General features: G+C 60.4%; 16 protein-coding genes and 2 pseudogenes. 9 read left to right on the top strand and 9 right to left on the bottom strand.

From position 1 onward, the window contains the following. The first annotated feature begins 335 nt into the window (after window positions 1–335). Window positions 336–3,155 (top strand): YadA-like family protein, encoded by a 2,820-nt coding sequence (locus tag PQQ52_RS04945; RefSeq protein ID WP_408207399.1) that lies wholly within the window; start codon window positions 336–338, stop codon window positions 3,153–3,155. Between the two features lie 97 nt (window positions 3,156–3,252). Here PQQ52_RS04945 and PQQ52_RS04950 read toward each other — a convergent pair whose 3' ends face one another. From PQQ52_RS04950 to shiA, 3 genes are all read right to left on the bottom strand, one after another. Then, the gene (locus PQQ52_RS04950) at window positions 3,253–3,381 is read right to left on the bottom strand and encodes an MFS transporter small subunit (RefSeq protein WP_408207401.1); all 129 of its coding nucleotides are present in this window, start codon (window positions 3,379–3,381) and stop codon (window positions 3,253–3,255) included. 10 nt (window positions 3,382–3,391) lie between these two features. Next, window positions 3,392–4,795 carry an L-lactate MFS transporter gene (locus PQQ52_RS04955; protein ID WP_408207403.1) on the bottom strand — a complete coding sequence of 468 codons (1,404 nt, stop codon included), beginning with the start codon at window positions 4,793–4,795 and terminating at the stop codon, window positions 3,392–3,394. A gap of 533 nt (window positions 4,796–5,328) precedes the next feature. Continuing rightward, window positions 5,329–6,657 carry a shikimate transporter gene (gene shiA / locus PQQ52_RS04960; protein ID WP_408207405.1) on the bottom strand — a complete coding sequence of 443 codons (1,329 nt, stop codon included), beginning with the start codon at window positions 6,655–6,657 and terminating at the stop codon, window positions 5,329–5,331. A gap of 366 nt (window positions 6,658–7,023) precedes the next feature. On the opposite strand from shiA, the gene PQQ52_RS04965 reads away from it, so the two are divergent. The 5 genes from PQQ52_RS04965 (at window position 7,024) to PQQ52_RS04985 (ending at window position 11,199) form a co-directional block, all read left to right on the top strand. Next, window positions 7,024–7,248 (top strand): hypothetical protein, encoded by a 225-nt coding sequence (locus PQQ52_RS04965; protein ID WP_408207407.1) that lies wholly within the window; start codon window positions 7,024–7,026, stop codon window positions 7,246–7,248. After that, window positions 7,226–7,945 carry a GntR family transcriptional regulator gene (locus PQQ52_RS04970; RefSeq protein ID WP_408207409.1) on the top strand — a complete coding sequence of 240 codons (720 nt, stop codon included), beginning with the start codon at window positions 7,226–7,228 and terminating at the stop codon, window positions 7,943–7,945. The genes PQQ52_RS04965 and PQQ52_RS04970 overlap by 23 nt, the downstream gene beginning before the upstream one ends. A 530-nt stretch (window positions 7,946–8,475) precedes the next feature. Further along, window positions 8,476–9,723 (top strand): formyl-CoA transferase, encoded by a 1,248-nt coding sequence (frc, locus tag PQQ52_RS04975; protein WP_408207411.1) that lies wholly within the window; start codon window positions 8,476–8,478, stop codon window positions 9,721–9,723. A 31-nt stretch (window positions 9,724–9,754) separates the two neighbouring features. After that, window positions 9,755–10,540 (top strand): fumarylacetoacetate hydrolase family protein, encoded by a 786-nt coding sequence (locus PQQ52_RS04980; protein ID WP_408207413.1) that lies wholly within the window; start codon window positions 9,755–9,757, stop codon window positions 10,538–10,540. Continuing rightward, window positions 10,537–11,199, top strand: coding sequence for an NAD(P)(+) transhydrogenase (Re/Si-specific) subunit beta (locus PQQ52_RS04985; protein ID WP_408207415.1), 663 nt, complete (start codon window positions 10,537–10,539; stop codon window positions 11,197–11,199). The genes PQQ52_RS04980 and PQQ52_RS04985 overlap by 4 nt, the downstream gene beginning before the upstream one ends. Window positions 11,200–11,258: 59 nt before the next feature. On the opposite strand, the pseudogene PQQ52_RS04990 reads toward PQQ52_RS04985, so the two are convergent. Next, window positions 11,259–11,565 (bottom strand): annotated as a pseudogene (locus PQQ52_RS04990) (hypothetical protein). Between the two features lie 96 nt (window positions 11,566–11,661). Continuing rightward, window positions 11,662–12,609: a LysR family transcriptional regulator gene (locus tag PQQ52_RS04995; protein ID WP_408207417.1), complete on the bottom strand. Its 948-nt coding sequence runs from the start codon at window positions 12,607–12,609 to the stop codon at window positions 11,662–11,664. A gap of 406 nt (window positions 12,610–13,015) precedes the next feature. On the opposite strand from PQQ52_RS04995, the gene oxlT reads away from it, so the two are divergent. The 3 genes from oxlT to PQQ52_RS05010 are packed head-to-tail and all read left to right on the top strand — an operon-like array spanning window position 13,016 to window position 16,772. Beyond that, window positions 13,016–14,356, top strand: a complete 1,341-nt coding sequence (gene oxlT / locus PQQ52_RS05000; RefSeq protein ID WP_408207419.1) for an oxalate/formate MFS antiporter — start codon at window positions 13,016–13,018, stop codon at window positions 14,354–14,356. A 30-nt stretch (window positions 14,357–14,386) separates the two neighbouring features. After that, window positions 14,387–15,331: a LysR family transcriptional regulator gene (locus PQQ52_RS05005; RefSeq protein WP_408207421.1), complete on the top strand. Its 945-nt coding sequence runs from the start codon at window positions 14,387–14,389 to the stop codon at window positions 15,329–15,331. After that, window positions 15,321–16,772 carry an aldehyde dehydrogenase family protein gene (locus PQQ52_RS05010; RefSeq protein ID WP_408207744.1) on the top strand — a complete coding sequence of 484 codons (1,452 nt, stop codon included), beginning with the start codon at window positions 15,321–15,323 and terminating at the stop codon, window positions 16,770–16,772. The genes PQQ52_RS05005 and PQQ52_RS05010 overlap by 11 nt, the downstream gene beginning before the upstream one ends. 92 nt (window positions 16,773–16,864) lie before the next feature. Here the strand turns inward: PQQ52_RS05010 and PQQ52_RS05015 are convergent, their stop codons facing one another. The 4 genes and pseudogenes from PQQ52_RS05015 to PQQ52_RS05030 form a co-directional block, all read right to left on the bottom strand. Beyond that, on the bottom strand, window positions 16,865–17,842 hold the full coding sequence (locus PQQ52_RS05015) for a 2-dehydropantoate 2-reductase (RefSeq protein WP_408207423.1): 978 nt from the start codon (window positions 17,840–17,842) through the stop codon (window positions 16,865–16,867). Between the two features lie 265 nt (window positions 17,843–18,107). Then, a pseudogene (locus PQQ52_RS05020) lies at window positions 18,108–18,191 on the bottom strand (LysE family translocator); the annotation flags it as partial. An 8-nt stretch (window positions 18,192–18,199) separates the two neighbouring features. Then, window positions 18,200–18,742, bottom strand: a complete 543-nt coding sequence (locus tag PQQ52_RS05025; RefSeq protein WP_408207425.1) for a hypothetical protein — start codon at window positions 18,740–18,742, stop codon at window positions 18,200–18,202. Between the two features lie 177 nt (window positions 18,743–18,919). After that, entirely contained in the window at window positions 18,920–19,504 is a 585-nt protein-coding gene (locus PQQ52_RS05030; protein WP_408207427.1) for an IMPACT family protein, read from the bottom strand. Window positions 19,505–19,519 lie beyond the last annotated feature (15 nt).

Genomic DNA, 19,519 nt, shown 5'->3' on the forward strand with positions numbered 1-19,519 from the left:
GATGCCGCGCCGCGGGCTTAATGCTTGACCTCAAGGCTTGAGAAACGCTACGAGCCTGTCCTGGCACGGCTTAAAAATATCCCCGCTTATCTAAGACGTTTGGCACTTTACGTCCTAAACAGGGTATGCCGTTTGTACTCATTCAAGCTAAAAAATCGCTTTTAGGAGTTTTCGTATTCGCCGGCTTGAAAGCTGACGGCAAACTAGCGGCGTCGCGTTTGTCGACCAGGTGAAAGCGCGGCGCATTCTTAAGTTTCTCTGCGTTTGAGCTGGATCTTTAGGATGTCTTAAGAAAAATCTTGGTGACTGACTTTCGATAAAAAAGACTGGGAGGAATGTTGAATAAAACCTACAAGACTGTTTGGAACAGAACGACCGGTGCGTACGTCGCTGCGTCTGAGGTGGCGAAGAGCCGTGGGGCGAAAGGTGCGTCGGCACATGGCGCGCTGGTGGCTGCCAGCGCGGGATTATTGGGGGCATTGACGTTTTCGTTGCCGGCTGGCGCTGAAGAATGCGGGGTGAGCAATGGCGATTGTGCGGCGGTGGTTGGAACGTTGCATCCGGCGTCCGCGCTGAATGACAATACGCTGAAGAAACCGCTCAACCCGATTATGAATGGGCCTGCCGGGGCGGCGGCCAGCTTGCTGGCGGCAGTCCCGCAGTCATTTGCATCCGCGGCGAACACGTCCACATTACTGAGTGCTGGGGCTGTGGCTTTAGCAGACGACGTGCCGGTCACCCAGTACATCGCCGTTAGTCCGGTGATCACACCGGGTTTGACAACGACGGCGCTATACGGAGAGAACGCCATGGCGGTCGGCGTTGGAGCGACCGCCTTGGGTGACGGCTCGCTAGCGGTCGGCGCGAGCTCGGCAGCAGCGTTGAATAATGCCACAGCGGTGGGCTCCGGAGCGGGGGCGCTGGCGGCGAGTTCAACGGTTGTGGGCGCCGGCGCTACGACCAATTCCTTCGCTGACAACGGCGTGGCGATTGGTTATCTCGCGAAGGTGCAGAATGCTAATGCGCTGGCCATCGGCACTAACGTCCAGACCAATGCGGAAGATTCCATCGCTGCGGGCAGCAACGCATTCATTGCCACGGAGGCGACCAGGGCGATCGCGCTCGGTTCCGGCTCGACCGCCACGGCCGCGGACTCCGTCGCGCTGGGCGCCGCTTCCTCGGCCGTCCGGGCTAACGTGGTTTCGGTGGGCAACGGCACGCTGCAACGTCAGATTGTGAATGTCGCTGCTGGCACCCAGATCCATGACGCCGTCAATATCGCGCAATTAAAAGGCGCGCTGGCCGGGATCGGCGGCGGCGCGGACGTTGCTGACGATGGGCAGATCACAAAGCCCGCGTTCTCCATTGGAGGCACAACCTATAGCGACGTTGGCTCGGCACTGTCCGCGCTGGCCACCACGGGCGCGGCGGCTGCAGCGGATGCGGTCCAGTACGATTCGACGGCGCACGATAGTGTGACCTTTGGTCAAACCCGCACGCCGGTGCGGATCACCAACATACGTCCCGGGGCACTCGCGGCGGACAGTCTGGACGCCGTGAACGGTTCGCAGCTGTTCGCGACCAACCAGGCGGTGGCGCAGAACGCCAGCGACATCGCCGCCAACACCGGCAGCATCACCGACCTCGATCAACGCGTCACGAACAACACCACGCAGATCACCAACCTCGACGCGCGCACCACGACGATCGAAGGAGACGTGAGCAACATCACGAATCAGATCACGAATGGCGAAATCGGCCTTGTCCAGCAGGATCAGGTGTCGCGCGATCTCACTGTGGCTAAAGACGTCGACGGCGCCAGCGTCGATTTCACCGGCACGGGCGGGGCACGCGAACTGACCGGTATCGCGGCGGGCACCACGGATGCGTCCGCGGTCAATGTCGGTCAGGTCAAACCCATCGTGGCCGCACTCGGTGGCGGCGCGCGGATCAATGTCGACGGTTCGTTGATCGGTCCCACCTATCACGTACAGGGCGGCACGCAAACCACCGTCGGCGATGCGCTCGGCTCGCTCGACAGCGGGCTTACCACCTTGCAGCAAAACATGGAGACCGGCGGGATCGGCATCGTCACGCAAGATCCTGTGTCGCGCATCATCAACGTCGGCGCGACGACGGACGGCAGTCTGATCAACATAGCTGGCACGGCAGGCAACCGGGTGCTCGGCGGTGTGGCGCCCGGTGCGGTCAATGCCGCCAGTACCGATGCGATCAACGGGGCGCAACTCTATACGCACGCGGCCAGCACGGCGGTGGCGCTCGGCGGCGGCTCGACGATCAATCCGGACGGCTCGGTGACGGCGCCGTCGTACAGCGTGGGTGGCGCGGTCGTGAACAACGTCGGCAGCGCGATCAGCAATCTGGACGGCCGCGTGACGCAGAACACCAGCGATATTGCCGGACTGCAAACCACGATCAGCAACATCAGCGGGTCGGTGGCGAACGCGGTCCAGTACGACAGTTCCGCGCACGACAAAGTCACGCTCGGCGGCACGGCAGCGAATGCTCCAAAGGTCACGCTGACCAACTTGCAGGACGGCGAAGTATCGGCTACCAGCAGCGATGCGGTGACCGGCGCGCAACTTTGGAACACCAATCAGCAGATCGGAGATCTAGGTCAGGCCGTGAAGAATACTCAGCTCACCGGCACCTCCTATGTCGCCGTCAACAGTTCAGGCAATGCGGCGCAGGCGATCGGCAACGGTACGGTGGCGATCGGTGGCGGTGCAAAAGCGAGTGCGCCGAACTCAGTGGCGATCGGCGAGGGCTCGGTTGCCGATCAGTCGAACACGGTTTCGGTCGGTTCGGCCGGCAACGAGCGCCGCATCACGAACGTCGCGGCGGGACAGGCACCCGGCGACGCCGTGAACATGCAGCAGTTTCAGGGCGGCATGAATGAGATCGCGCGCAATGCGTATTCGGGCACGGCGTCGGCTATTGCGTTGACCATGGTTCCGGAGGTCGATGCGAACAAGAATCTCGCGATCGGTGTCGGGACGGCTGGCTATAAGGGATATCAGGCGGTCGCGGTTGGTTTGTCGGCGCGCGTTACGCAGAGCGTCAAGGTGAAGCTCGGGGCGGGCGTCAGTTCTGCCACGACGACAGTCGGCGCAGGTGCGGCGTACCAGTGGTAGCCGGGCAAGGAGGGTAGGAGAGCGCGCGCGGTTCGCGCGCGTCGACAAGCTTTTCTCGCACCCCGCACGTTCGATCGTGCGGGGTGCGGCGCAACACTTACTTGAACAGCTTCATCGCTTGCGTGAGCGTATTGATCACGCCCCATGCGAGCGGCAGCGTTACATACAACCAGAAGATGGCGAGCTTGACCTTGTTGGTCGGATGAACGGATTGAACGGTCGACATGCGAGTCTCCTTAGGCGCCTTTGGCGAGTTGTGTGTCGGTCATGTGGTGCTTGTCGTCGACACGCTTGACCAGCAGGTTGCAGACGAAGCCGATCACCAGCAGCACAACCATGATGTGGATCGTCATCGTGTAGGCATCCGCCTTTGCCACGCCGTGCGCCACTTCATAGGCACGGATGTAATTCACCAGGACAGGACCCGCGACACCCGCCGCAGCCCAGGCGGTCAGCAGCCGGCCGTGAATGCCGCCAACGAACGCCGTGCCGAACATGTCCGCGAGATAGGCGGGCACCGTCGCGAAGCCACCGCCGTACATCGACAGGATCACGCAGTACGCGAGCACGAACAGGGCGATCTGACCGGACGCGGCGAAGCCGGGCACGAGGTAGTACAGTACGGCGCCGAGCGCGAAGAAGATGAAGTAGGTGTTCTTGCGGCCGATCCAGTCCGAAGCCGAGGCCCATACAAAACGGCCGCCCATGTTGAACAGCGACAGAAGACCGACGAAACCAGCCGCTGCAGCAGCGGTCACGGTGTCCTTGAAGCTCTCCTGAATCATCACCGAGGCCTGGCCGAGAATGCCGATGCCGGCCGTCACGTTCAGGAACAGGACCAGCCAGATCAGATAGAACTGCGGTGTCTTCAACGCCTGATCGATGTGCACGTGGTTACGTGAAATCATCTTCTTCTGGTTGGTCGCGGGCGGCGTCCAGCCGGCCCGCTTCCAGTCTGCCGGCGGCACGCGAATCGCGAGTGCGCCGATCGACATCGAGATGAAGTACGCAATGCCGAGCACGACGAAGGTTTCGGCCACGCCGATGCTGGTCGCGCTGCGGAAGTGGTTCATCAATGCCACCGACAAAGGCGCGGCGATCATTGCGCCACCGCCGAAGCCCATGATCGCCATGCCGGTCGCCATGCCGCGACGGTCCGGGAACCAGCGGATCAGTGTCGATACCGGTGACACATAACCGAGGCCGAGTCCGATCCCGCCGATCACGCCGTAGCCGAGATACAGCAGCACGATCTGATGCAGATACACGCCGAGCGCGGAGACCAGGAAGCCGCCGCCAAAGCAGCATGCCGCGGTGAACATCGTGCGACGCGGGCCGACATGTTCGAGCCATTTGCCCGCAAACGCCGCTGACAAACCGAGGAACACGATCGCGAGCGAAAAGATCCAGCCGAGCGACGTCAGCGACCAGTCGTCAGGAGCGGATTGCGTAATGCCGATGACTTTAGTCAACGGACCGTTGAACACGGAGAAGGCGTACGCCTGGCCGATACAGAGGTGGACGGCAAGTGCCGCAGGCGGAACCATCCAGCGCGAAAAACCCGGTTTCGCAACGGTGGCCTGTTTGGAAAAGAATGGGGCGGAGCCTGAATTCCCGCTCGGCTCGGTGATACTGCTCATGGTCGGTCTCCGGTATGACGAATGCTTTGTTATCGGCGCTTCATACGCAATGCTTTAGTGTCGCGGCGTAAAAATTGCAGATTCACCCTTCAGCCATATATGCAAATTTATTTCATATGGCGTGCACGATTTCGATATGGACCGTGCTGCGACGAACGATAGGACGCGGACTTAGCCTTTGCAATATGAGATGGAAATGCATAAGGCATTAGCCTGGTGAAATGCGACCGTAATTTGTTGAATTGCGGCAGCGCGACATAAACGTCCGGAATGGACTACCGGATACAGGCAGGCTGGACGATGGAATTGCCAGGAAAGCGGGGCGGGGAAGTGGGATAGCAGAACGGCAGAACGGCAGGAAATGGGATTGCTGGAAACGCGGAGGCCAGCCCCGGTAGTCGCCGGTGGGCGAAGGGGACTTGAATTCCAGAACGACCTACAAAAAATTCGCCCCCCCGTAAACAAACCGGCCGGCGCTGGCACCCTCGCCAAGCCGGCCTGCCGCAACAGTCATCAGCAGGAATCAGCAAAAATCAGTCGACCGTACGCCCAGTCTTCATCCTGGCCGCCACGAGCACCGAGATCAGGCAGCCGATCGCCAGATAGGCCGCCACCGGATGCCAGGAGCCGCCGGCAAAGCTGACCAGCGCCACCGCGATAAACGGCGTGAATCCGCCGCCGACCACGCTCGCCACCTGATAACCGACGCCCGCGCCGCTGTAGCGGTACTCGGTGCCGAACAGCTCGGTGAACATTGGTTGCTGCACGCTTACGACCATGTCGTGGGCGACGTTGGCGAGCATGACGGCGAAGATCACGATCCACACCGTCGAGCGGGCTTCGAGCGCGAGAAAGAATGGCACCGCGCTGAACATACCGATCAACGCGCCGATGATATAGACGCGCCGGCGGCCGAAACGGTCCGCAAGCCAGGCGAAGCAAGGAATCGTCACGCAGCTCACCGTGCCCACCAGCAGGCCGATCGAGAGGAAGAACTCGCGCGGCATGTGCAGATTTGCGGTCGAGTAGTTCAGTGCGAACGCGGTCACGATATACATCGTGAACAACTCGGCGAGCCGCAGCGCGATGATCAGCAGGAAAGCTTTGGGGTGCTTCAGCAATGCCTCGACGATCGGTAGCCGCACACTGCGTTCACCATGCTCGCCGACTTTCTCGACGAACTCCTTCGATTCTTCCATGCTCGAGCGGATCCAGAGCGCGATCAGCACCAGCACCACGCTGAACAGGAAGGGCAGGCGCCAGCCCCAGCTCAGGAATGTTGCGTTGTCCATCGAGCGGCTGATGATCGCCACCAGGCCGGTCGAAAGCACGAGACCCACGCCATAGCCGACCTGCACGCCGCTGCTGTAGAACGCCTTCTTCTTCTCCGGCGCACTTTCGACCGCCATCAAGGCCGCGCCGCCCCATTCGCCGCCGACCGCGAAGCCCTGAATCGCGCGCAACATTACGAGCAGCACCGGCGCCCACCAGCCGATGCTGGAGAAGGCAGGCAGCAGGCCGATTGCCGCGGTGGAAAGGCCCATCATCATCACCGTGAGGACCAGCATGCGCTTGCGTCCAAGCCGGTCGCCGTAGTGACCGAACACGAAGCCGCCGAGAGGCCGGAACAGAAAGCCGACGCCGAAGGTCGCGAACGCGGCGAGCGTGCCCATCGCCGGGCTGACTTTAGGAAAGAACTCGGCGTTGAAGACGAGCGCGGCGACGATGCCGTACAGCAGAAAATCGTACCAGTCGACCACGGCGCCGACGAAGCTGCCAAGCGCCGCCTTGCGTGCCCGGCTGCGCGCCGTGCGATTGTCGGCGACGGCCGTTTGCGGCGCCTTTGGGATGATGGTACTCATGACGGTGTCTCCTTGGAATTCTGGGTGCTGTCTGGACGCGCGCGACAGTGCGGAGCAGTGGCCGCCGCGGGCTCATCACAGGATTCCCCGAAGGTTAATGACGAGGAGCGGTTCCCACAATCCGCATTGAAGAGAAATTGCGCGATCACCGAACGCGACTGCGCGAATAGCGCGCGTTTTGCGCGTTTACACGGAGCTTCGCCTGTTTGCGCAAGCAGAGGAACCGCCCGCCAGTCACCCGTGCTACCTTGAACATGCAATCCTAAAAATAACATTGACTGATATACTACATACGGAATATTGATTTTTGCGGCATTGCAGCATATGATTGAGCGCTCTGTTCCACTCAATCATTCGGAGCTACAAATGGAATTTGTTCCTCTCGCGCTGCTTGCCGTTGCCGTTGTTGGTTTAGGCTCTGCCGCCACCGTCCTGTTGACCCGCTGGATCCCGCATCCGATTGCGCAGCGCGCAGCGCAACATGGCCGGTTCATCGGCCTGGGTGAGCAAGACAGCGAAATGGTTGCGGCGGCGCCGTATCGTGCGCATGTTCAACAAGAGGCGATGAATGTCGTCAGAACTTCAAACTGAAGCAGTGGCCACACCCTTGACGTTGTCGTTGCAACCCATCGGCGCGAGCGCGAGCTTGCGCGATCAGGCGTATGTCATGCTCCGCCAGGCCATTGCCGACGCGGATATATACCAGACTCGCGAAGAAATCCGCCTTGACGAGCGCGTGCTGAGCGAATCGCTGGGCGTGAGCCGCACGCCGGTGCGTGAGGCGATGACGCTGCTCGAACAGGAAGGTTTTCTACGCATGGTGCCGCGGCGCGGCATCTACATCGTGCGCAAGAGCAAGCGTGAGATCGTCGAAATGATCCAGATGTGGGCCGCGCTCGAAAGCATGGCGGCGCGTCTAGCCACGCTGCATGCCACGGACGAGGAAATCGCCCGCCTGCGCCACATGTTCGACAATTTCCGCGACGCCACGCCAGCCGAGCACATCATCGAGTATTCCGATGCCAACATCGCGTTTCATCAGGCGATCGTGGAGTTGTCGAAGTCGCAGATCATTCTCGACACGATCAAGAACATCTTTATCCACGTACGGGCGATTCGCCGCATGACCATTTCGCAGAGCGATCGCGCCTCACGTTCCATCGTCGACCACCTGCGCATTATCGAGGCGCTGGAGAAGCGCGATACCGAACTGGCTGAGCGGCTCACGCGCCAGCATTCGCTCGATCTGGCGGCGTTTGTCGAAGCGAATTGCGATTTCCTGGACTGATGGCTGCTTAGGCGCCTGATTGGCGCAACGAATGAAAAGGCCCGCGGTGATGCCATCACTGCGGGCCTTTTTGTTTGCCGACTCGTGCGTGTCAGGCGAGGCTGGCAAGCCAAGAGCGCAACGCCGCGTTCAGCCGGCTTCTCCCATCCATATTCATGGGTGTTCACCGACTTCTCAGTCGATCGCTTTCATCTTGCGGTGCGGGATAAGCCCGGCTTGACGGCTCGTGAAATATGGTATGTGATATATCAAACGAGACAGAGGTGAACAATAACTCGGTGTTTTCCCTCTGATTGAGCAGACGTATGCGGCGCCATTTCGCGGTAGAGCAGGCCAGGCAAGCGTTTGCCAAAGAAATTCCGGAATAGCTGCATTTCGAAAGGGGCCTTGATTGAATGTGATATATCACATACCGTATGTATCGAGGTCAACCCGGCGTCCGATCTGGGGCGACCCCGCGCGAATACGCGCTGGGCACGAAGAATCAGAAGATGGTCAAGTAAAACGCGCAGACCTTTAGGAGACTTGAAATGAGCAAAGCACTCGACGGCGTGCGCATTCTCGATTTCACGCATGTGCAATCGGGCCCGACCTGCACGCAGTTGCTTGCGTGGTTCGGTGCGGATGTGATCAAGGTGGAGCGGGCCGGTGCCGGCGATATCACGCGTGAGCAACTGCGCGATATTCCCGACGTGGACAGCTTGTACTTCACGATGCTCAATCACAACAAGCGCTCGATCACGATCGATACCAAGAACCCGGAAGGCAAGCAGGTTCTCGAGACATTGATTCAGAAATGCGATGTGCTGGTGGAGAATTTTGCGCCGGGCGCGCTGGATCGAATGGGTTTTACGTGGGAGCGAATTCAGGAATTGAATCCGCGCATGATCGTGGCGTCGGTGAAGGGTTTCGGCCCTGGCCCTTACGAAGACTGCAAGGTGTATGAGAACGTCGCGCAATGCGCGGGCGGCGCGGCCTCAACCACCGGTTTCGACGATGGTCCGCCGGTGGTGACTGGCGCGCAGATCGGCGACAGCGGCACGGGCTTGCATCTGGCACTAGGCATAGTCACGGCGCTGTATCAGCGCACGCAAAGCGGGCGTGGTCAGAAGGTGCTCGCCGCGATGCAGGACGGCGTGCTCAACCTGTGCCGCGTGAAGTTGCGCGACCAGCAACGGCTCGACCGCACCGGCACGATGAAAGAGTATCCGCAATATCCGAACGGGAAGTTCGGCGAAGCGGTGCCGCGCGCGGGGAATGCTTCAGGCGGTGGCCAGCCAGGCTGGATTCTGAAGTGCAAGGGCTGGGAGACGGATCCGAATGCGTATATCTACTTCATCACGCAGGCACCGGTGTGGGCGAAGATCTGCAACGTGATCGGCAAGGAAGAATGGGCCACCGATCCGAACTACGCCACACCTGCCGCGCGCTTGCCGCATCTGAAGGACATCTTTGCCGAGATCGAGCGCTGGACCATGACCAAGACCAAGTTCGAGGCCATGCAGATCCTTAACAAATACGACATTCCTTGCGGGCCGATTCTGTCCATGAAGGAAATCGCCGAAGAGCCGTCGCTGCGCAAAACCGGCACGATTGTCGAAGTGGATCATCCGACTCGCGGTAAATATCTGACGGTTGGTAATCCTATCAAACTGTCGGATAGCCCGACCGAAGTCACACGCTCGCCGCTTCTAGGTGAACACACCGACGAGGTCATGGCGGAACTCGGCTATTCACCCGAGCAGATCAGCGCATTGCGGACCGCCGGCGCAATCTGAGCGCTCAATCTGAAGGCTCCAGGAGTGACGTATGGAAACGTGGATGCGTTTCATGTCGAGCGACGGTGGCGTCGTGTTCGGCCGGGTGGAAGGCGGCTATCTGCACGAGTACGAAAGTCTCGATCAGCCGGTGCCGACCGGCGCGGTATTGTCGACACGTGCACTCAGGCCGCTCGCGCCTTGTGCACCTGGCAAGATCGTTGCGTTGTGGAATAACTATCACGCGCTCGCGGCGAAGCTCGACAAGCCTGTGCCTTCGCATCCGCTATTTCTGTTGAAGCCGGCGGGTTCGGTGATCGGCTCGGGTGAGCCGATCCGCCGACCGCTCAGTTACACGGGAAAGATCGTCTACGAAGGCGAACTCGGTATCGTGATCGGGCGGCGCTGCCGCGATGCGAGTGCAGACGAGGCGGCGGAATCGATCTTCGGCTACACGCTGATTAATGACGTGACCGCAGCCGATCTGCTCAATGAGAATCCGCACTTCCCACAGTGGTGTCGCGCAAAGGGCTTCGATACGTTCTGCTGCATAGGACCGTCGATTATCTCCGGTTTCGACTGGCGCACAGCGCATCTCGTGACGATGCTCGACGATGTGGAGCGGCAGAATTATCCGCTCGCCGACATGGTGTTTTCGCCAGCCGAGCAGGTGCGTTTGATTTCGCAGGACCTGACGCTCGAGCCGGGCGATGTGATCGCGTGCGGCACGTCAGTCGGCGTCGGATCGATCAAGGACGGTGCGACCGTGACGATCACGATCGACGGGATCGGCACGCTAAGCAATACGTTGACCGCTGCGTGTGAGGTAGCGGTATGACGCGACGGCCGCGGCTCGTCGCGTTGTTTGGCAGCGTCGTGGGGCTCGCTGTCATGTCGGGTGCATTTGCGTGTTATCTGTCCGCGGCGGCCCAGGCGAATGGCGAGCGCATCGAACTCTATGCCGCGGTGTTCATCGGTGCGCTTATTTTCGCCACGTCCGCAATCGAATTCTGCAAACTGCGTGGCGCGTTGGCGTTGAGCGTGGCAGCGCATCCGGGCCACAGCATTGTCAATGTGCTGACGCTGCTGCTATGCGGATGGCTCGGCTATGGCTTCGTCACCGAACGCGTGCAGCCGTTTGGGCTCCCCGCGTTGCTTGCGATGAGTGCGCTGGCCGTTGCACTCGGTGCGCATCTGATGGTGAGCCGCGCCTATGCCAGCGGTCCTGGCGCTCACGCGTTCGCCGGACGCTGTCACCACGCGTTAGTGTTGGAGCGGTCGGAGCGATTGAAGCAGCGCGAACTGCTGGCGCGCATTGAATGGCACGGTGGCGACGAGCAGGCATGGGTGCTGCGTGAGACAACAACGCCGGACATGGTGCGCGTGGCAGCTTACCGGCACCGCCGCGGCCGGCATGTCAGTGAGAACATGAACGTACAAAAGCGTGGGTCTGTCCGCCAACGTTCCGCTCGCCGCGCAATGTGCCGTCAAAGATGAATACACAAACGCGCCAGGCGGAAAATGGAGCGAATGGCGGGACCGTCCCGCCGAAAATCTCAATCGCCGGCTGCCGAGTATTCGCCTGTAGTACCTGGCCTTCTTGCTCAGGATCATCTGGGCAAGAAACTCGGCGTCGTACGCCCGGTGAAGATGCGCATGAAATCGCTCAATGTAGGCAGTGATGCGTGCCGCTTCACTGTTGAATTCCTTCAGCACGTCGAGTGTGGCCTCATCCCAGCGGAACCGCAGGCCAAGGTCGCTGAAGGCGGCGTTGTACGCGCTCAGATGGGCGTCGTCGGGGCTGTCCACGGCGGCGCGTGCGGTACGCGTGCTGGTATGAGACTCAACCGAAGCGTGATTCATGATCGGCCTCCTGGGCTGACAAGTAAGGGAACTCACTTGCAGGATAGGGATGCTGATCAATTTGAAATAGTTAAAATTTTATTGGCTTTCCATAACCTACTGCTTATAGACGCTCAATTCCTTCACGCGCGTGATTTTCTCGATGAGGTTCGCGCCTTCTTCCATCAGGAAGCGTTTGAAGGCGACCGCAACCGGCGGCAGACGCTTGTTCTTACGATGCACGACGTACCAGTTGAGCATGACCGGAAAGGTCTCGACGTCGAGTACGACCAGGTGGCCGAGCTGCAACTCGAGACTGATCGTGTGTGCGGACAGAAATGCGATTCCCATGCCGGCGATGACGGCCTGCTTGATCGTCTCGGTGCTCTTGATCTCCATCGCGATCTTGAGATTGGCGAGACGGCCGGCGAAGCCTTCTTCCATCGAATTCCATGTGTCCGAGCCGCGCTCGCGCACGATGAAGGCCTCGTTCGCCAACTGGCTCATCTTGATGTTGCGCTTGTGCGCGAGCGGATGCGTGGGCGCCGCCACGATCACATAAGGGTGCGGCGCGAACGGTTCGTTGGTCGCGTCGGTTTCGTGCGGCGGACGCACCATCACCGCGAGATCGGTCTGGTTGGTCGCGAGTTGATGCAACAGTTGTTCGCGATTGTGCACGGCGAGATTGAGCACGACGCCGGAGTAGCGCCGTGTGAATTCAGCCAGCAGGCGTGGAAAAAAATAGTCGCCGGCGCTGATCACCGCGACGTTCAGCTTGCCGCCGGAGACGCCTTTGAGCTGACTCATCGCCTCGTCGACTTCATGGAACTGCTGAATGATCGCGCGGCTGTAGTGAAGCATCTCGGTGCCAGCCGGCGTCAGATAGATTTTTTTGCCGAGCTGTTCGAACAGCGGCAACCCAGCGTGCTCCTCGAGCTGCCGGACCTGGGTGGAGACGGCGGGCTGCGTCAGATGCAATTCTTCCGCGGCACGCGAGAAGCTCAGGTGGCGCGCTACCGTTTCAAAAACCTTCAATTGCCGCAGAGTCGCATTGCGCATCGTCATGGCCAATGTATAAGCAATCGTGAATCAACATAATAACAAACTTTAATTATTCGTAATTCAGCAATGACCCTAGCATGGGTCTGTATAAGAAAAGCGGAATTGCCGGTGCGGTATTCGGCGTGGGTTCGGCGTGTGCTCGGCGCATATGCGGGTTAACGCGTGAATTCGAGGTGCGGCGGGGCAACAGCGAAAAATTGATGCAGTACCGATGCCTAATTGATCGGAATAAAGAACCGACCCGAAAAAAGGTAAATCAGGTAGGGCGGTTCTATAAAGAATGCGGATTAAAGACGCAAATATTAAATATTCCCGAATAGCAAGGCTATTCGGGTCATAACAATAAGTGAGACGCACACAGTGCGGCGTGACAGCAGGCCGCACCCAATAAATAGCGGAGACAGGGCTCATGGGCGATATCAATCAGCAGGCCACGGCGCGCGTATTCTGGGCGAACCGTTGGTGGCAGCTCGTCATCGGCATGATGTGCATGGCGTTGGTGGCCAATCTGCAATACGCATGGACGTTGTTCGTCACGCCGATGAATACGCGGCATCACTGGGGTGAAGCATCCATTCAGCTCGCCTTCGCTATTTTCATCCTTACTGAAACGTGGCTCGTGCCGGTGGAGGGCTGGCTGGTCGACAAGTTTGGACCGCGCCCGGTGGTTGCCGGCGGTGCGGTGTGCGCCGGTCTCGCATGGGTCATGAATTCGTATGCGACGACCTTGCCGATGCTGTATGTGTCGGCGGTCATTGCCGGGATCGGTGCGGGCGGTGTGTACGGTACGTGTGTCGGCAATGCGTTGAAGTGGTTTCCGGACCGCCGCGGTCTGGCGGCCGGCCTGACTGCCGCAGGTTTTGGCGCCGGCGCGGCCGTCACCGTCATTCCGATCGCCAACATGATCACGCGCACGGGCTACGAACACACCTTCTTTTTCTTCGGCATCCTGCAGGGTGTTTGCATACTCGCGCTCGCGTTGCTGTTGAAGAAGCCGAACTTGCAACAGCGAGCCGCACCGAAGAAGAAATTCGCGGTGACCAAGGTCGATTACACGCCGGGTCAGATGATCAAGACACCTGTGTTCTGGGTGATCTACGTGTCCTTTGTCGCGGTGGCAGCGGGTGGCCTGATGGCGACCGCGCAAATCGGTCCGATCGCGAAAGACTGGGGGCTCGCACGCATCCCGATGACGATCTTCGGCATGACCTTGCCGCTGCTCACCGCCACGCTCTCCATCGACAATATCTGCAACGGCTTTACCCGTCCGCTGTGCGGTTTCATCTCCGACAAGCTCGGCCGTGAAAACACGATGTTCGTGATCTTTATCGGCGAGGGCCTCGCATTGCTCGGCCTGATGCAGTACGGCAGCAACCCGTATGCGTTCATGACGTTCGCCGCGTTGATCTTCCTGTTCTGGGGCGAAATTTTCTCGATCTTCCCGGCGATTTGCGCCGATACCTTCGGCAGCAAATATGCGGCGGCCAATGCGGGCACGCTTTACACCGCGAAGGGAACGGCGTCGCTGCTGGTGCCGATTGCATCGGTACTGTCGGCCACTGGCGGCTGGAATCTCGTTTTTATCGTCTCTGCCGTCGTCACGATCGGCGCGGGCATCTCGGCGAAATTCATTCTCGCGCCAATGCGCTCGCGCTGGATCGAAGAGCACAACCAGCCCCAGGGCGTGCTGGCCGTGGCCGGCAGCAAGCCGTCGCGGCTTAGCCACTGGCCTGAACAATCAGGGGAATAGGGTGAGATGCCCACACCCGGCAGTTAAGCCATGAATGTCTCACTGCAGCAACTCAAGGTGTTCGTCGCCGTTGCGCGTGAACGGAGCTTTACGCGCGCGGCGCGCGAGTTCGATCTGACGCAGTCGGCAGTGAGTCGTTGCGTGCGCGACCTTGAAGACGCGGTCGAATTGAAACTGTTCGACCGCACCACGCGCCAGGTCGAACTGACTCATGCGGGCGCGAGTCTCGAGCGCAGAATTGGGCGCCTGCTCGATGAAATCGAATTGACGCTGTGCGAGGAGCGAGCCGCTTACGACGGACACACCGGCGTAGTTGTGCTGGCGAGTAATCCCGTGTTGTCGTCGAGTTGGGTGGCGCAGGGGCTGGCTCGTTGCGCGTCGGCGTTTCCCGAGTTGATCGTGTCCGTCAAGGATCAACCGCAAAGCAGCGTGCTCACGAGCGTCGAGCAGGGGGAAGTGGACTTCGGCGTGGTCTCGGTGGCCGAGCCTCTGGTCAGCGATCAGTTGCACGCGCAGGGGGTGTTCACGACGCCACTGCATGTGGTGATGCCGTCTGCGCATCCGCTGGCGCGGCAAGCCGGCGTTGCATGGAGCGCATTGCAGGAATGGGCGCTCGTCACGTTGAATGCCGACGCGGGTGTGCGCGCTGCGCTCGAACTCGCCTTCAGCGCGCATGGTCTGAAACAACGACCGGTGCAGGAACTCGGACACGTGGCGGCGGTATCGCGCATGGTCGAGTTGGGTATCGGCATCGGCGTTTTACCCGTCGGTGGACATTGGCCCGCGCCTGCCGCGTCGCTGGTGAGCCGGCCGCTGGTTCCCGAGATGAATCTGACGACACTGCTCGTGCATCGTCGCAACCGCTCCCTCAGACCCAACGCTGCGGCGGCGTGGGCGCAGTTCGCTGCCCTGACCGATCCGCTGCTAGTCAGTCCGCGCGACATTCCACTCAAGGAGCTTCATGATGGAAACTGAAACCGACCTCATGCGCCATGATCTGCTGATCGACGGCAAGCGTTTGCCGCCCGGCACCGGCGAATATTCCATCGACATCAACCCGGCGACCGAAGAGCCGATTGCACGGGTGGCACAAGGCAGCGCCGCCGATGTGGATACCGCGGTACATGCGGCGCGTGCCGCATTGAAAGTGTGGAATGCGATGCGGGCAGCCGAGCGAGGCCGCATCCTGATGCGTCTTGCCGGCCTGATGCGCACGAATCTGGAAGAGCTCGCCACACTCGAAAGTCTCGACGCCGGCAAGCCGATTTCCGCGGTGATGCGCCAGGATATTCCTGCTGCGATCGATACGCTCGAATACTACGCAGGCTGGTGCGACAAGATCAATGGGCAGGTCGTGCCGGTGCGTCCCGACGCCTTGACGTACACATTGCGAGAGCCGGTCGGCGTGGTCGCCGCAATCGTGCCGTGGAATTTCCCACTCATGATTGGCATGTGGAAAATTGCGCCCGCGCTGGCGTGCGGTTGCACGCTGATCGTCAAGCCCGCGGAGATTACGCCGCTGACCGCGCTGCGCATCGGCGAACTCGCGCTCGAAGCGGGCGTGCCGCCGGGCGTACTGAATATCGTCACCGGCAAGGGGCGGGTGGTGGGCGATGCACTGGTGGCGCATCCGGGCATCGACAAGGTGACTTTCACGGGCTCGCCTTCCGTGGGGCGCGGCATTCTGCAAGGCGCGGCCGGCAACTTCAAGCGCGTCACGCTGGAGCTCGGCGGCAAGTCGGCGAACCTGATCTTCCCGGATGCGAATCTCGACAATGCGGTGCGAGCCGCGGCGTCAGGCATCTTCTTCAATACCGGCCAGGTATGTTCGGCGGGCTCGCGCATTCTGGCTCATCGCGACGTCTACGACGAAGTTATTGAGCGTCTCGCGGCGCGTGCGAAGGCGATCAAGGTCGGCGACCCGGCGGCGCGCGAAACCTCGATGGGACCGCTTATCTCCGCCGCGCAGATGAAGACCGTGCTCGGCTATGTCGAGACAGGGCGGTCCGAAGGGGCGTCGCTCGTGACCGGCGGCGCGCGCGTGGGCGAGCGGGGCTTCTTCGTCGAGCCGACGGTGTTCGCCAACGTCGAGCATGAAATGCGCATTTCGCAGGAGGAGATCTTCGGGCCAGTCGCGACCGTGATTCGTTTCAATGACGAAGCCGATGCGATCCGTATCGCCAATGGCACGTTGTATAGCCTCGCGGCTGGCGTATGGAGCGCGGACATTGGTCGTGTGCATCGGGTTGCGCGTGATCTGAAAGCGGGCACCGTGTGGATCAATACCTACGGCTACACCGACGTGCGCCTGCCTTGGGGCGGTTCCGGCGATTCTGGTTTTGGCCGCGAACATGGTGACGTGGCGATTGAAAACTTCACTGAGCCGAAGGCGGTGTGGCTGGCATTCGATCAATAACGATGTAAAAAAAGGATCGAACGCGTGGCGTTCGATCCTTTCCTTTCCTGAACTGAAGCTTGTGAGACGTTGGTCCCAGTGTGAACGGGCGCTCAATCGCCCTGCAATGCCATCCGTTCGCGCAGCTTGACCAGCGCGAGCACGACGTCGATAGTCGGCGTGGGTTCGGCGACGAGACGGCCCATTTCCTGCACTACCGTCAATAGCGGATCGATCTCCATCGGACGGCGGTTCTCCAGATCGACCAGCGTCGAAGTCTTATGCGCGCCGACCGCGCCCGCACCGTCAATGCGCTTTTCCACATCGACACGAAAATGCACGCCGAACTGATCCGCTATCCGCTTGGCTTCGAGCATCATTGTGCGTGATACCGCACGCGTGCCGGGATCGCTGGTGAGGACATCGAGCGTGGCGTGGGTCAATGCGCTGATCGGATTGAAGCACAGATTGCCCCACAACTTGAGCCAGATCTCGTCGCGGATATTGTCGCGGATCGGCGCGTCGAATCCCGCCGCTTGCATGATCTCGTGCAACTGTTGAATGCGCGGCGTGCGTTCGCCGCTCGGCTCGCCGATCGGGAATTTCTTGCCGTACACGTGCTTGATGACACCCGGCTCGACGATCTCGGCGGCGGGATACAGCACGCAGCCGATCGCGCGTTCGGGGCCGAGCTTGGTCCATTGGCTGCCGTCCGGGTCGATGCTGGCGAGGCGCGTGCCGGCGAATTTTCCGCCGTGCTGATAAAAGTACCAATAGGGAATGCCGTTGACGCCGGTGACGATGGCCGTGTGTTTGCCAAGGAGCGGCTGCATTGCATCGACCACGCCGGGCAGCGAGTGCGCCTTCAGTGTGATGATCACAAAGTCCTGCACGCCAAGTTCGCGCGCGTCGGAAGTACAGCGTACCGGCGCGCTATACGTTTCGCCGTCCATGATCAGGCGTGCGCCGTGTTCACGCATCGCGGCGAGATGCGCGCCGCGCGCGACGAAACTCACATCCGCGCCGGCACGTGCCAGTTGCACGCCCATCAAACCGCCAATCGCTCCTGCTCCGAAGATACAGATCTTCATGATGCCGCCCCTGTGACGATGAGAAGTCGCTTGCCCGATGCCGCATATCGTCTTACCGCGACGGCGGGTCACTCTTTGAGCATAGCGGCGCAGGATGATTACTGACAGTTAAAGTTTCTGCGTCCGTCTATTACTTATCGTTTATATATGCGCTAACGGCCGATTGCCCTGCAGGTTTCAACGGCACGCGAGGAGGTAGTACAATCCGGGGCGTAATCGCCGAGATCGTTCGGTAAGCTTAATATTTCGCTTTTGAGCAGGTGTTTTATACCCGCCGAACTGGCAGAACGCTCACGCCGATCGTCGCCAGAAACGCGCCGCAGCAGCGATTGAACCAACGGCGAACCTTCCCTCCGCTCAATTCACCGATTTAACGAAGCCCGGGTCGCTGATCAACGCATCGACGCTCAACCTGACCGTGTCTTCAATGGCAATCGTATTGCTGGTGAATTTAGGCGATTTCTGCCGGACCGTCTTGATGGTTGAAAACACAACATTCTGGGTCGCGATATCAGTCACGACATAGCGCATTTTCAGTGTCCAGAATGTTGGCGACCGTGAGTCGTCTACCGTGAATTGCTCGATGCTGCCGCTCAGAACCTTCCTGCCCCCGGTGAGATGAAAGCCGGCGATCCGCAAGCTGCTGACGATGCCGTTGCGCACGGCCTCGTTGATATCGTTCTTTAGCACGATGCCGGTCATCGCCGTATTTTCGATCCGGTTCGGCGAAACCTGGCCGTTGCGAGCCGGCATGTAGACGAAATCACGGGCGGGGGCAATGCTGAGCCAGCCGGTTGAATGCGCCGCCGCCGCACGCGGTGGGTTATTCAGACCGAACCACGACCACGAGCAGGCGGACAGCATCAACGGCAGTGCCACGACGCCGCAACCCTTGAGCACAGCGGATCTCAGGGCGGGACGCGTGGGACCGGTCGATGGCCGCACAGACTGACTCTGTTGCGGCGACTCGGGCGCTGTGCTGGAAAAAGCGGCAGTCGGGGTCAGAGGAGTTGCCTTTTAGGTTGAGTCATCCCGGGACAGAGCAGCATGGTAACAGCGAGCGGAGAGGGCAAACGATCAAAAAAAACCGGCTTTACCCTGAGTCATATCCACCAGCGCCAGCCGGGCATCGTCCACCGCGTTGACGGGCAGCCGGACGGTCATCTTCACCAGCATCCCGTAAGCACTGTCCACGAGTCCGTAACCTTCGGCCTCGATCCATCGGCGCACTTTCGCTTCGTCGGCGTAACTCACTTCGACGATCAGCGTAACCTGAGCGATCCTCTCCACTCGCGGCGCGTCCAGTAGCGCCGATGCAATCGCATCCGTATACGCTCGCACCAGGCCGCCGGCGCCCAGCTTGACACCACCGTAATACCGCACGACGGCTGCCAGCACGCCGTCCAGATCATGATGCCGCAGCACTTCGAGAATGGGCCGGCCCGCGGTTCCGGACGGCTCGCCGTCGTCGGACATGCCTGACTGGCCCCCTGCCAGCAGCGCCCAGCACACATGCGTTGCGCCTGGGTGCTCGTCGCGCAGACGACGCAGCTCGGTCATCGCCGCGTCGCGGTCGGCGACCGGTATCGCATGCGCGATAAAACGGCTCTTGCGAATCTCGAGTTCCGCGGACAGCGGCGCGGGCAAGGTATAGGTGGGCAAGGCAAAGACTTCGAT

This window comes from Paraburkholderia sediminicola (genome assembly GCF_046030555.1).
GTDB lineage: Bacteria > Pseudomonadota > Gammaproteobacteria > Burkholderiales > Burkholderiaceae > Paraburkholderia > Paraburkholderia sediminicola_E.